This window comes from Holdemania filiformis DSM 12042 (assembly GCF_000157995.1).
Classification (GTDB): domain Bacteria; phylum Bacillota_I; class Bacilli_A; order Erysipelotrichales; family Erysipelotrichaceae; genus Holdemania; species Holdemania filiformis.
Genome location: NZ_GG657552.1, coordinates 129,331 through 143,073 on the forward strand (window position 1 = coordinate 129,331; position 13,743 = coordinate 143,073).

General features: G+C 51.7%; 15 protein-coding genes. 14 read left to right on the plus strand and 1 reads right to left on the minus strand.

What is annotated here, in order from left to right; all coding sequences use genetic code 11:
* The 14 genes from HOLDEFILI_RS19480 to HOLDEFILI_RS01515 all read left to right on the plus strand — a co-directional run.
* Positions 1-675 (plus strand): LbetaH domain-containing protein (locus HOLDEFILI_RS19480; RefSeq protein WP_006057559.1); only part of this gene is annotated, 675 nt, incomplete at its 5' end.
* Between the two features lie 376 nt (positions 676-1,051).
* Positions 1,052-1,342: a 30S ribosomal protein S6 gene (rpsF, locus tag HOLDEFILI_RS01455; RefSeq protein ID WP_006057560.1), complete on the plus strand. Its 291-nt coding sequence runs from the start codon at positions 1,052-1,054 to the stop codon at positions 1,340-1,342.
* 28 nt (positions 1,343-1,370) lie between these two features.
* Complete coding sequence (gene ssb, locus HOLDEFILI_RS01460; RefSeq protein WP_006057561.1) at positions 1,371-1,850, plus strand: single-stranded DNA-binding protein; 480 nt, start codon at positions 1,371-1,373, stop codon at positions 1,848-1,850.
* Positions 1,851-1,867: 17 nt separating this feature from the next.
* Positions 1,868-2,098, plus strand: coding sequence for a 30S ribosomal protein S18 (gene rpsR / locus HOLDEFILI_RS01465; RefSeq protein ID WP_006057562.1), 231 nt, complete (start codon positions 1,868-1,870; stop codon positions 2,096-2,098).
* 62 nt (positions 2,099-2,160) lie between these two features.
* On the plus strand, positions 2,161-3,084 hold the full coding sequence (locus HOLDEFILI_RS01470; protein WP_050766901.1) for a DUF2232 domain-containing protein: 924 nt from the start codon (positions 2,161-2,163) through the stop codon (positions 3,082-3,084).
* 4 nt (positions 3,085-3,088) lie between these two features.
* Positions 3,089-5,041, plus strand: a complete 1,953-nt coding sequence (locus HOLDEFILI_RS01475) for a GGDEF domain-containing protein (protein ID WP_006057564.1) — start codon at positions 3,089-3,091, stop codon at positions 5,039-5,041.
* A gap of 3 nt (positions 5,042-5,044) precedes the next feature.
* Complete coding sequence (gene rplI / locus HOLDEFILI_RS01480; protein WP_006057565.1) at positions 5,045-5,494, plus strand: 50S ribosomal protein L9; 450 nt, start codon at positions 5,045-5,047, stop codon at positions 5,492-5,494.
* Positions 5,495-5,500: 6 nt separating this feature from the next.
* Positions 5,501-6,832 carry a replicative DNA helicase gene (gene dnaB / locus HOLDEFILI_RS01485; RefSeq protein ID WP_006057566.1) on the plus strand — a complete coding sequence of 444 codons (1,332 nt, stop codon included), beginning with the start codon at positions 5,501-5,503 and terminating at the stop codon, positions 6,830-6,832.
* Between the two features lie 22 nt (positions 6,833-6,854).
* Complete coding sequence (locus HOLDEFILI_RS01490) at positions 6,855-8,363, plus strand: M23 family metallopeptidase (protein ID WP_006057567.1); 1,509 nt, start codon at positions 6,855-6,857, stop codon at positions 8,361-8,363.
* Complete coding sequence (locus HOLDEFILI_RS01495; RefSeq protein ID WP_006057568.1) at positions 8,357-9,175, plus strand: MBL fold metallo-hydrolase; 819 nt, start codon at positions 8,357-8,359, stop codon at positions 9,173-9,175. The genes HOLDEFILI_RS01490 and HOLDEFILI_RS01495 overlap by 7 nt, the downstream gene beginning before the upstream one ends.
* Positions 9,111-10,202 carry a S1C family serine protease gene (locus tag HOLDEFILI_RS01500; protein WP_006057569.1) on the plus strand — a complete coding sequence of 364 codons (1,092 nt, stop codon included), beginning with the start codon at positions 9,111-9,113 and terminating at the stop codon, positions 10,200-10,202. The genes HOLDEFILI_RS01495 and HOLDEFILI_RS01500 overlap by 65 nt, the downstream gene beginning before the upstream one ends.
* Positions 10,199-10,675 (plus strand): 23S rRNA (pseudouridine(1915)-N(3))-methyltransferase RlmH, encoded by a 477-nt coding sequence (rlmH, locus tag HOLDEFILI_RS01505; protein ID WP_006057570.1) that lies wholly within the window; start codon positions 10,199-10,201, stop codon positions 10,673-10,675. The genes HOLDEFILI_RS01500 and rlmH overlap by 4 nt, the downstream gene beginning before the upstream one ends.
* 101 nt (positions 10,676-10,776) lie before the next feature.
* A complete protein-coding gene (locus tag HOLDEFILI_RS01510) occupies positions 10,777-11,043 on the plus strand; it encodes an HPr family phosphocarrier protein (protein WP_006057571.1) in 267 nt (88 codons plus the stop codon).
* Between the two features lie 98 nt (positions 11,044-11,141).
* On the plus strand, positions 11,142-12,836 hold the full coding sequence (locus HOLDEFILI_RS01515; RefSeq protein WP_006057572.1) for a phospho-sugar mutase: 1,695 nt from the start codon (positions 11,142-11,144) through the stop codon (positions 12,834-12,836).
* Positions 12,837-12,864: 28 nt separating this feature from the next.
* Here the strand turns inward: HOLDEFILI_RS01515 and HOLDEFILI_RS01520 are convergent, their stop codons facing one another.
* A complete protein-coding gene (locus HOLDEFILI_RS01520; RefSeq protein WP_006057573.1) occupies positions 12,865-13,566 on the minus strand; it encodes a hypothetical protein in 702 nt (233 codons plus the stop codon).
* Positions 13,567-13,743 lie beyond the last annotated feature (177 nt).

Here is a 13,743-nt window from a genome sequence, read left to right on the forward strand (position 1 = left end):
ATATTGAAGTCAAATATTCAGTATTGTCAGAAAATCGTTCAGGGGCAGCAGGACCAGCGTGCTGCCTCCGCAGAAATCAGTGAGAAGGCTATAATTGGCGGAAATCTTCAAATTGGAGAACGCAGCGTGATCGAAGCTGGAGTGATCATAGAAGGAGCTTGCCGGATTGGAAATGATGTTCGTATTGGAAGCGGATGTATTATTGGAAAAAATTGTGTGATCGGCGATGGGAGCCAGGTACTTCATTATGCCAAACTTTCAGATAATACGGTACTCGGTAATTATGTCAAGGTTGGCTTTACTGCAGAGATCAGCGGTGTGCTGTTTGACTATGTCGCTGCTGTGCATAACTGTGAAGTCTATGGAGTTGTCGGAAGCTACGTAGATATTGCAGCGGGTGTGCAGATGGCAATCCTGCGTTTTGATGACCAGATGGTTTCTAATACAGTTCTTGGCAAACGTTATGTAACTTCGCTGACCAACGGGATTTTCATTGGCGATCAGAGTCGAACCGGGGTTGGGAATATCTTCTATCCAGGGGTTAAAGTCGGCTATCAGTGTGCCCTGGGACCGGGATTGATAATTGATCATGATATTCCGGATCATCAGCTGGTTCTGCCTGAGCCGCAGCCGGTGCAGATAAGGAACTGGAACAGTGACCGATATGGCTGGTAGAGACCTTCAATAAGAATGAAGAATGGGTAAACACCTGGCTGGCGGGAGAGTCAGGTGTTTATTCGCAACTTTATGTAATAAGGTTCATAGAATGTCTTCTTATATGGTTTGGCCGCTAAAATAATACGACATCTATGGACTTTTTTTAATTCCTAAATGGAAAAAAGAGCCGCAATCATTGGACAAGGCATGCCCTGTTCCGATGATCCTTAATTCCAGTTTCGTTTTACAATGCACGGATACATTATGCAATTAAAAACATGTTTACTTTTGCTGGGGAGTTTGCTATACTAGATAAACGGGTAGATATAAAAAATATTTACTCCTTGCTTATCCGCCAAGCGATAAGCCAATAGACCATAAGGAGGTGTGCTACATGAAAAAGTATGAAGTCATGTACATCGTAAACGCATCCCTGGATGATGCAGCTCGTCAGCAGGTTATCGACGGACTGCACGCTATCATCACCGACAACGGAGGAAAAATCCTGAAGGTAGATGACTGGGGAGTCAAAGAGTTTGCGTATCGTATCGAAGACATGACCAAAGGTTACTACATGGTTGTAACTTTTGAAGCTGACAATGCAACGGTTAAAGAATTTGATCGTCTGTCCCGCATCAATGCGAACATTGTCCGTTACATGATCATCAAACAGGACGAAAAATAAGCGATAAAGAACTGAAGGAGGAGCTGTCATGATCAATCGTGTCATTTTAGTCGGGCGTTTAACCCGCGATCCAATGCTGAGAAAGACCCAGAGCGGACTTTCTGTCGCAACCTTCACCGTCGCCTGCGACCGTCGGTTCTCCGGCGGCAACGGGCAGGACCGGCAGACTGATTTCATCAGCTGCGTGGCCTGGCGGCAATCTGCGGATTTCCTCGGCCAGTATGCGCACAAAGGGGCGCTGGTCGGCGTTGACGGACGGATTCAGACACGGAACTATGACAACGCTTCCGGTCAGAAAGTGTACGTCACAGAAGTTGTCTGTGACAGCGTACAGCTGCTGGAATCGAAATCGGCTTCTGAAAATCGTTCTGCAACGATGGGCTATCAGCCGCAGAATGCTGGCTATGCTCAGGCGAACCCGTTCGGGGACGCTGCGGCGAACGATGGATTCGATGATTTCAGCGCTGGCCCGACACTGGATATTTCCAGCGATGACTTACCATTTTAATTGAAAGGAGATCGACTATGGCATTCAAAAAACAGCGTATGGGACGCAAAAAGGTTTGCTATTTCACAAAGAACAATATCACTTCGATCGACTATAAAGACGTTGAACTGCTGAAGCGGTTTGTTTCTGCCAACGGCAAGATCATTCCACGGCGGGTTACCGGCACGCGCGCGAAGTATCAGCGCATGCTGGCGACTGCGATTAAACGCGCACGCCAGATGGCTTTGCTGCCTTACGTTAACGACTAAGTTATGAAAAAGCCTCCATCAGTGATCTGGTGGAGGTTTTTGCCATTCACAGGAGGGACAACATGAATAATAGTGTAAGAAAAATAACCGACGGCGCGATGATGGTCGCCCTGATCGGCTTGTTTCTGTTTATAAACCGGCAGCTGGCCGGGCTTTTGGATTTGTACGCCGCATGGCTGGTACCGCTGCCGATGGTGATGTACGCGGTGAAATACGGATGGAAAAGCGCGCTGGTTCCGTTTGTTTCCGTTATTTTTCTTTCATTTATTATCGCCGGACCGCAAACCTGGTTTTACGTCATTACGGCCTGCGTTTGCGGCGTAGTGTACGGCCAGGGCGTGAAAAGCGGATGGAATAATCTGCGCCTGATGCTGACGACGATGATCTTTACCATTCTTTCAAATTTAATCACAACGGTTTTATTTGCGTCCTTTTTCGGTTATGATATAGCTATGGAAATTTCCGAAATGGGCAAAATGATGACGCAGATGTCGGAAAATTTCAACGTGCAGCTGCCGGCCAGCCTGGATATCACGGGATTTCTTAAAATGATCTTCGTCCTCTCCGCGGTGCTGACCGGCGTGATGGAAGGCATCATCGTCCATCTGCTTTCGAATTTCATGCTGAAGCGGATGAAGATCAAAGTCGCGCCGCCGAAGCCGTTAAGCGAGATCATGATTCCGAAGGCGCTGGCCTACGTCTGCTTTCTTCTGTTTATCGCCAGCAATTTTACCAGCCGGCTGGCAACGCTGCCGTCCTGGGCGACGGAGCTGATTCTGATCGGCGGGGTACTGGGCGCGCTGGTGCTGGTCTTTTTCGGGTATATCTGCTGCCTGGTCTACGGGGCGGTCCGCTACCATAAAAACGTGGCGCTGTTCGTCATTCTCATCACGTTCTTGATGCTGCCGATCATGCTGCCGCTGCTGGCGATTGTCGGCTTCCTGTATGTCACGACCGATATGCGGGAGAAAATCTTAGGGAGGTAACTTTGTGTCTGAAAAAATCGGAAAGCTCAAAACCTTGCTGCTGATCCTGATCGTCGTCGAATTGTTAGGCTTAGTCAGCCTGCACTTCCTGTTCGATCTGGATATCAAGCTCGCCGCTTTGTACTTCATCATCAATACGCTGACGGTGTATTTTCTTGTGCAGTATTTTCAAGAGGACAGCCAGAACCGGATGTTCGGCGTTTCCCGGATTCTGGGCAGCGAAGCCAAGGATGCTTTCCAGTTTGGCCAGATCGGGATTTTGACTTATGACGAAAACTACACGATCACCTGGATGAGCGAATTGTTCGCTGAGCGCGGCATCAACCGCATTTCCAAAAAACTGACGATGTGGCTGCCGGAGGTCAACGATCTGATTCAGGGGGATGTGGAAAACGTCCAGGTTCAGATCGACGACCGGACGTATGAAATCGCGCGCAAGGAAGACGCCCGGATTTTGTTTTTCCAGGATGTCACCGAACAGCAGCAGCTGGAGAAAGCGTATCAGGAAGAACAGGTCGTCGTCGGTCTGATTCATCTCGATAACTATGAAGAATCCACGCAGTATGAAGAAGAACAGGAAATTGCGATGATCAACAACAATATCCGCCAGCCGGTCGTTGAATGGGCGAAGAATCACGGCATGCTTCTGCGGCGGTTAAAGTCCGACCGGTTCCTCGTCGTTTTAAACGAACGGATTTTCAAGCAGATCGTGGATGAACGTTTCAGTATTCTTGCCCAGACCCGCAAAGCGTCCCAGCAGCTCGACGTGGCGATCACCCTGTCGATGGGCTTTGCCCGCGGAAGCAGCGATGTGGCGCAGCTGGATGAAATGGTCAACCAGCTGCTGGAACTGGCGCAGAGCCGGGGCGGCGACCAGGTGGCGATCCGCCGTCAGGGCGAGGACGTCAAGTATTTCGGCGGCAGCAGCGAAGCACAGGAAAAGCGCAGCCGTGTGCGCGTGCGGATCATGGCGCATACGCTCCGCGATCTGATCAAGAAAAGTACGAACGTTATTTTATTAGGCCATAAAGAGGCCGATTTCGACTGCCTCGGTTCGCTGATGTGTTTAAGCCGGATCGTCCAGGCATATGACAAGCCGTGCTGCATCATTTCCAAGTCCGGCGGGATGGAGGAAAAGCTCAGCGGGGCGATGAATCTGTATAAGAAGGAATTGGAGCCGCGGCATAAATTTGTTACGGAAAACGAAGCGCTGAACCAGCTGCGGGACGGGACGCTGGTCATCATGGCCGATCACCATCATCCAAGTCAGTCCAATGGCGCGCAGGTATTGGAAAAAGCCAAAAAGATCGCGATTTTCGATCATCACCGCCGCCGTACCGATCTGGATATCAATCCGATCCTTGTCTACATCGAACCGAGCGCGTCCAGCGCTTGCGAATTGATCTCGGAATTTGTGCCGTATCAGACGGGAAAAGTCGACTTTATCAGCGAGGAAGCAACGATTATGCTGACAGGGATGATGATCGACACCAACCGCTTTAAGGTCCGCACCGGCACCCGTACGTTTGAAGCCGCGGCGATGATCCGCCGCTGGGGCGCGGATCCGCAGGAAGCCGATAATTTATTAAAGGATGAATATTCTGAATTTGAAACGAAAACAAAGGTTTTAAAATTCTGTGAAAAAAGAGATAATGGTATTGTCATTTCCGCAGTGACGGACAATGAGATTCTTTCCCGGGCGATGCTGTCGCAGGTTGCCGATACGATTTTGATGATCAAAGGCGTGGAAGCCGCTTTTGTCATCGCCAAGATCAGCGATTCCCAGACGGCGATCAGCGCGCGCAGCCGCGGCCATGTCAACGTGCAGGTGATTATGGAACGGATGCACGGCGGAGGGCATTTGAGCGCCGCCGCGCTGCAGCGGGAAAATACGAGCGTGGAAGATTTACGAACCGAGTTGATCGCCACGCTGGACGAAGTAATGAAGGAGGAATAAACGATGAAAGTCATTTTATTAAGCGATGTCAGCAAGGTAGGCAAGAAAGGCGCGATCGTGGAGGTTGCCGACGGCTACGCCCGCAACTTTTTGATCCGCAACCGGCTGGCCGTTCAGGCTACAGCCAAGAGTCTGGAAATTCTGGACGAGCAGAAGGTTCAGGCGAAGTTGAACGAAAAGGAAATGGAAGCTCAGGCGCGCGAAACGGCGGCGAAGCTGGAAAAGATCATGCTTCAGTTCTCGGTTAAGAGCGGCAAGGAAGGCCGTGTCTTCGGCTCTGTATCGACGAAGCAGATCGCCCAGGAATTAGAGCGCAAACACGTCATTCATATCGACAAACGCAAGATTCTCGATACTGCGCCGATCCAGAGCCTCGGTGTCACCAATGTCAGGATTGAACTGTATAAGGACGTGATCGGGACAATCCGCGTCCAGGTTACAGGAAAAGAGTAATCGCGTATGCGGCAGATGCCCAGCAGTATTGACGCCGAACAGTCGTTGTTGGGTTCGCTCTTCATCTATCCCAACAGCGTCCGCATCGCGTCTGAAGAAGGACTGCGCAGCGAAGAATTCTTTTTAGAAGCGCACCGCAAAATCTACGCCGCCGTGGAAACACTCAACGGTGAAGGCAAACCGGTGGACGCCGTATCGGTAGCCAGCCTTCTGACCGATCAAGGTCTGTTGGCTTCGGTCGGCGGTCTGGAATACATCATGCAGCTGGCGGACAGTTCCGTAACCTCTGCCAGTACGAAATACTATATCGAACTGATCCAGTCCAAAGCGTTACTGCGCAATTTGATTGAAACCGCGCAGAATATCGCCGAGGAAGGGATGCAGAATGCCGGCGACATGGAATCGATGATGGACATGGCGGAAAAGCAGATCCTCGACGTGACGCGCCGCCGCAAGACGACCGATTTTAAATCCAGCAATGAAGTCGTAAATGAAGTGATTGAAAATATCCATAAAATGAGCGCACAGAAATCCGGCGTGACCGGCGTTGCGACGGGGTACCGGGATCTGGACAACACGACCAACGGTTTCCAGCGCGGCGACCTGATCATCCTGGCGGCCCGACCTTCGATGGGCAAGACTGCTTTCGCGTTAAACGTCGCAATGCAGATCGCGCAGCTCAACCATCAGGCCGCAGCGATCTTTTCTCTGGAAATGCCTGCCGAGCAGCTGATCTCCCGTATGCTTTCTGCTAAAAGCCGGGTTCCGGGCGGCCAGCTGCGCACCGGTTTTCTCAATAACAACGAATGGAATCAGCTCAATGAAGCGGCCGCGGATCTGAAGGCGACGAAGATCTTTATCGACGATTCCCCGAACGTGCGGGTTTCCGAGATTCATTCCAAATGCCGCAAGCTTCAGGCCGAACACGGTCTGGCCGTCATCCTGATCGACTACATTCAGCTGATTACCGGCAGCGGCCGCAACCCGGACAACCGGCAGCAGGAAGTTTCTGAGATTTCCCGCGGCTTGAAAGGGTTGGCGCGTGAGCTGCAGGTGCCGGTCATCGCTTTGTCGCAGCTGTCCCGGTCTGTTGAAAAACGTGAGGACAAGCGGCCGATGCTGTCCGACCTGCGTGAATCCGGAGCCCTGGAACAGGATGCCGACATCGTTATGTTCTTATACCGCGACGAATACTATCAGCGGGAAAAGAGCGAGGAAGGCACAGAAAAAACCGAAATCAACATCGCCAAGCATCGTAACGGTCCGACCCGTCAGATCGAGCTGGCATTTGAACGCAACATCAACGCCTTTTACAACTATGAGAATCAGAATGGGTAACGACCCCGAAAGGGAGGATTGAATGAAAAAATGGATACCGATTGCCGCCGCGCTGATCTTGAGCGCGCTGATTGCCGGACTGTGGTCATCCCTCTCCCGGGCGAATCAGGTTGTCACGGCGCAGGGAAAGGTGGAAGAAAGTCTGCTTCCCCAGCAGGTTGTAAGTCTTTCCGCTCAGCCGCGGGCGGTGAAAAAAATCTATAACGCCGGGAAACTGGTCGGCGTCGTCAACGATTACGCGAAAGTTGAAGCGCTGTTAGACGAGGTCTATCACAGCGTCTATGAAGATGATTTTCCCAATACCCGTTTGGAGCTGGGAGAAGATCTGATCGTGACCGACGAGCTGAGCTATACCCGGTATGAGAATATCGACGAGGCTATCTGCGCGTACTTAAAGGAAAACGATCTGTTTTCCGTCGAAACCAACCGGATTGATTTTTCGGATGAAAACGATGTGTACGCGACGATTTACGTTAAAAATCTCCAGGATTTCTATGACGCCCGCGATCAATACCTGTTGAATTTCGTGTCCAAAGAGACGCTGGATACAGTGCGGATGGGACAATTCACGCCGGAACTGAAGACCTACGGCACCCGCGAGGTCAGCATCGACGTGCTTGAGAAAATGACGGTGACCAGCGGCCGCGCTTCGTCTTCCAATATTTTAAAGGACAAGCAGGAAATTCTGCATTATTTAAGCTATGGCGCCGATCCGAATCTGGAAATGAAATATTACACGGTTGTGGAAGGCGATATGATCGACGGTGTCGGCACGAAGAACGGGTTGTCCGCTCAGCAGGTCGTGTCGATCAACAGCGATCAGCTGGACAATGTCGATCAGCTGATTCAGCCGGGGATGGTGCTCAACGTCACCAATTTCCAGTCTCCGATCACCGTGAGAGTTACGAAAGAGCGCGTCGCCAAAGAAGAAGTTTATCCGGAGGATCCGATTTATAAGGAAGATCCGAATATGAAGGAAGGCTCCTCCGTCACCGACGTGCACGCGCAGAATGGTTCGCGCAATGCGTTCTACGAGGAAGTCTGGATTAACGGGGAGAATACCGGCGGTACTTTAGTGTCCTCGATTATCACCCGCCAGCCGGTCCGCGAAGAAACGCGCGTCGGCACAAAGGTCATTCCAGGCTACGGCACCGGCACGTTCCGCTGGCCGGTCGACAATCCGTCAATTACCTGCCGCTGGGGCTGTTACAGCGGTCATCAGGCGATCGACATCAAGAATTCCTATAACCGCTACGGCAATCTGTATGCCGCCGACCGCGGCACGATCGCGGAAACCGGATACACTTCAATTAACGGCTACTATCAGATCATCGACCACAACAATGGCTATAAGACCTATTACGGCCATATGAACCGGCCAGCCTTCTTCAAGGTCGGGCAGAACGTCGAAAAGGGCGAGATCATCGGTCAGATCGGCATGACCGGGCGGGCCACCGGGCCGCACGTTCATTTCTTCATCATGAAAAACGGCGTGCGTCAGAACCCATGCAACGGGTGGCTGCCATGTTAGGCTCGATGGAATTTTACCTGTTGGCGAGCGGTTCCAAAGGCAACTGCTTTGTGTTAAAAACCGCCGCCACGCAGATCGTGATCGACTGCGGCACGACCAAGACTTATTTAACACGCAGTTTTCACATGATCGGTGTAGACTATCTGAACACAGAGGCACTGTTGGTCACCCATGGTCACCGCGACCATACAAGCCAGCTCAAGATGTTTTCCGGCGTTGAAGCCTATGCGGCCTTCGGTCTGGAAAACCGCGCGGATCAGCACTGGATCAAGCCCTACACGCCATTTCAGGTGGGCGATCTCAGAGTGACGCCGCTGCCGTTGTCCCACGATGCTGAAAATACTGTCGGCTTCGTGCTGGAAACGGCGCAGGAAAAGCTGGTTTACATTACCGATACCGGATATGTCCGGGAGGAATGCGTGCCGTTGATCGCCGATGCGGACTATTACGTGATGGAAAGCAATCACGATGTGGGAATGTTGATGCAGACCCGGCGTCCGTATCCGATCAAAATGCGGATTCTTTCCGACAGCGGCCATCTGTGCAACGAGGACTGTGCCCATTTGCTGACACGCTTAGTGACGCCGCGGACCCGTTCGATCTTCTTAGCCCATCTCAGCGAAGAAGCGAACCAACCGCAGCTGGCCTGGCAGGTCAGCGCCGATGCTTTGAAACAATGCGCCTGCCGAAAGGATCTGGTGCTGAAAGCCGCGGGCCAGTATGAAATACTCATGGGAGGATGCCGATATGAAGAAAGGCTTGATTCTGCTTACCGCCCTGTTGGCGTGCTGGAACTTAGTTCTGACCGTTGAGCTGTGGCAGGTAAAAAAAGAGAAAGCGCAAGAACAGCCGACGCAGGATCCGCAGCAGTCGACGCGTCCGGTTTCGGTCGTCACCTCGGATATCACCAAGATCGTCGAACGCAGTGAGGCGAAGGTGACCGGCGTGTCGGTACTGGATGAAACTGGCGAAGATCTGATTGCCAGCGGCAGCGGTACGATTTACAGCACGACTGCCGAGGCTGTCTATATCATTACCAATCAGCATGTCATTGCTTCAGGAGGACCGATCCACGTATCGTTTGCCAACGGCGAACAACTGCCGGCGGAGCTAGTCGGAGCGGATCTCTATACCGATCTGGCGTTGTTGAAGGTGATCCCGGATTTCCGGGCTGAAGCGTTTGATCTGGGCGATTCGTCACTGTGCAAAAAAGGCGAATGGGTCATGGCGATCGGCCATTCGATGGGAGCGGAAGCCGACGGCAGCGTGACGGTCGGCGTGATTTCCTCCAAAGACCGCACGATTTCCATGGATGTGGATAAAGACGGAACGGACGACTGGGATATGCTGGTGCTGCAGACCGACGCGGCCATCAACGCCGGCAACAGCGGCGGTCCGTTAATCAATATGAACGGCGAACTGATCGGCATTACGACGATGAAGCTGCAGGGAAATTCCACTGAAGGCATCAGCTTCGCGATTCCGATCAACGAGGTCACGACGATTGTGGAACAGCTGAAGGCCAGCGGCAAGGTCAACCGGCCGTTTGTCGGCATCAGCGGCAAGGACGTCGGTGCTTTGACCAGTTATCAGAAAAGCTATATGGGCATCAGTCTGGATCAGACTGAAGGCCTGTTGGTGACCAAGGTCGCCGAGGAATGTCCGGCTGAAAAAGCAGGCGTCCATGTCAACGACATCTTGATCCGTTTTGACGGATCGCCGGTGGACAGCTATAAGACTTTCCGCAAGCTGCTTTACGGCAAAACGATCGGCGATCCGGCCGAGCTGGTCGTCCTGCGCAACAATCAGGAAGTGAAGCTGAGCGTGACGATTGAATGATCCGGGTGATTGCCGTCGGACGCATCAAGGAAAAACCAATGCAGCAGTGCATCCAGGAATACCTCAAGCGTCTGCAGCCGTATTGTAAGACGGAGATTGTTGAAGTCGACGATATCGCGGCGCCGCAATCCAATTCGCCGGCACAAAACGAGCAGGTGAAGCAGAAGGAAGGCGAGCGGATTCTGGCGAAGCTGAAGAAGGATGAAACCGTGGTTCTGCTGGATTTAAAAGGCAAGTCGTACAGCTCGGAGCAGCTGGCGGATCAGCTCCAGCAGATTTTCAGTTATCAAGGCAGTCAGATCGCCTTTGTCATCGGCGGCTCGCTGGGCGTCAGTCCGGAAGTGATTGCCCGGGCTGATCTGCGCTGGAAGATGTCTGATCTGACGTTTCCTCATCAGCTGTGCCGTTTGTTGGTTCTTGAACAAATTTATCGAAGTTTCAGGATTTTAAATCACGAACCCTATCACAAATGAAAGCGGTGACTGAAAGCCCTATCGTTTCTTCACTTTCTTCTTGTAACACGTTCAAAAATGAGTTAAAATGAATTCAGGTAGAGCAGGAGGTAAAAAACAAAATGAAACAGATTTCTGTATTGGTTATTGATCCAGTTGGCTTACATGCACGTCCAGCAACGGTCGCTGTCAACGCTGCCAGCAAGTTTAAGAGCGAAGTGAAGGTTGCTTATAAAGGACGTTCCGTCAACATGAAATCCATCATGGGTGTTATGTCCCTGGGCATTCCGACACAGTCCGAAGTGACGGTAACCTGTGAAGGCGAAGACGAAGAAGTCGCAATCACAACAATCGAAGAAGTTCTGCGTGCACAGAAAGTAATTGCATAAGTTGGATTGAATAAGAAGATGCGCGGCATCTTCTTTTTTTTCCAAGGGCTATGTAAGCGCAAACATTGTCGAAATTGATCATCAAGGGAGGAAAAACTATGATCGAAGAATTGTATCAGCGGTGGCTGAATCATCCGCATATCGATCCGCAGCTGAAAAAAGAGCTGGCGGGCATGAGCGAGAAAGAAAAGCAGGACGCGTTCTATACGAATATTGAATTTGGAACGGCGGGCATGCGCGGCTTGTTAGGCGCGGGCACCAACCGCATCAACATCCACACGATCCGCAAGGCGAACGAGGGCTTTGCCCGCTACATCGTCGGCTGCGGCGAGGAAGCGATGCGGCGGGGCGTGGCGATCGGTTACGACAACCGCCACATGTCCAGTGAGTTCGCGCGGGAGTCCGCGGCGGTCTTAGCGAGCCATGGCATTACCAGCTATGTTTTTGAAACACTGCGGCCGACACCGGAGCTGTCCTTCGCTGTTCGGAATCTGAACTGCTTTGGCGGCATCATGATCACCGCTTCGCACAATCCGAGGGAATACAACGGTTATAAGCTGTATGATGAAACCGGCTGTCAGTTAGTGCCGGATTTAGCCCAGCAGGTTATCGATCAGGTCAATGCCGTCGAGGATGAATTGGCGATCGATCCGCAGCTCACATCCGCGCAGCAGGAGCTGATCCACATGATCGGCAAAGATGTCGATGAAGCTTATTATGAAAATGTGCTTTCGATTCAGTTAAATCCGGACGTCAACCGCGATCTGGTGGAAATCGTCTTCTCGCCGGAACATGGCACCGCCAACATTCCGGTCCGCGAAGTCTTCACCCGCGCCGGTTATCATTTCACGCCGGTTGAGGAACAGTGCACGCCGGATCCGGATTTCTCCTGCACCAAGACTCCGAACCCGGAAGAAAAGGGCGCTTACGAGCTGGCGTTAAAGCTGGCTGAAGAAAAAAAGGCCGATATCATTCTGGTCTGCGACCCGGATGCCGACCGGATGGGCGTCGGCGTGCTGCACGAGGGTGAGTATGTGCTGCTCAGCGGCAACCAGAGTGGTTCCGTTTTGATTGAATACATCCTTTCCCAGCTTCAAGCCAAGGGGCAGATGCCGCAGAATCCGGTGATGTTCAATACGATCGTTACCAGCGATCTGGGTGAAAAAATTGCATCGAAGTACGGTGTGGAAACGGAAAAGACGCTGACCGGCTTCAAGTTCATCGGTGAAAAGGTTGCCAAGTATGAAAAGACGCAGGCGAAAAATTACGTCTTCGGGTATGAGGAAAGCTATGGCTCCCTGATCAAACCGTTTGTCCGCGATAAAGACGCGCCGCAGGCTTGCCTGATGTTAGCGGAAGCGGCTTGCTTCTATAAAGCTCAGGGCAAGACGCTGGTCGACGTGCTGAACGGTCTGTATGCCGAACTGGGTTATTACAAGGAGAGCCAGACCTCGCTGACATTAAAGGGTCAGGAGGGCGCACTGCGGATCAAGGAGATCCTGGACACGCTGCGCAAGGACAAGCCGGCGCAGATCGGCGGTACTGCGGTCGTCGCGATCGAGGACTATCAGGAAGCAACCCGTGAGGAAAACGGCGTGATCGCCGCTTTGGAAGGCTTCTCCAGAAGCAACGTGCTGAAATACTATCTGGCTGACGGATCCTGGATTGCGATCCGGCCAAGCGGCACCGAACCGAAATGCAAGTTCTATTACTGCATCAAGGGGGCCAGCGCGCAGGATGCCGAAGCCAAGACCGAAATCATGCAGAAAGCGATTGCCGATTTAGTCGCATAAATGAAAAAAAGAAATCAGATCCCGAAGTTCAGGATCTGATTTTCTTTTTCAGCAGTTCTTTGACTTGTTTTCGCTGTTCGTTTTTGTCTTCAATCTGCATCAGAACGCCGAATAAACGGGTCAGTTCTTCCTCGTTCAGCATGACAAGCGCGCTTTCATCCCGTTCTGTCAGAACCATCCGCTGATTCAGGATGAACTTGATCAACGCCCGCTGTCCTGCTTCCCAGCCGTCATGAAAGCCGGCCTCCCGCTCTTTTTCCAGCCTGCGCTGTTCGTCAATTTTATCAAACTGTGCGCGCATGCAGGCAATCGCCATCCCGGTGTCTTTTAAATAATCGCCGCGGCTTTCTTTCTTTTCCGGATCGGATTTCTCAGAATGCGAATTCAGGATCCGCTGGCTTACGAGCGTTTCAATTTGTTCCCGCAGATCCTTGCCGTTTTCAAGAAGATCGATCATTTTGAGCAAGGTCCGGATGTCTTCTTCCTCAAGCAGCGGAATCAGGCTTTTCTCACTTTCTGTCAGCGTCATCCGCTGTTGAATAAGTTCCAGAAATAAAGCCCGCCGGCCTTCGATCAAGCCTTCCGTCCGCCCCGCTTTCCAGCCGTTATCCCACGCTTGTTCTTTGTTTCCACCCAGGACTAACCACTCGTCGATTTCGTCAAAGTAATCCCGGACCCGGTTCAGCAGCGTGTCGGTGTCTGTTAGAAATTCCAGTTCTTCTTCGGTCATCTGCGTGTCCTCCTAATATAATATTTCAATTGAGTTAATTATAACTCAAAATAGTTTTCCGATCAAGACTGTCCCAGTTTTAATCAATCCCGATCCAACTTTCCGCTGTCGCTTACAGGGAGGAAAAGGAAGGCCTCAACGCATTGATTCACTTCCTTTAAATTGGAATATAAATTC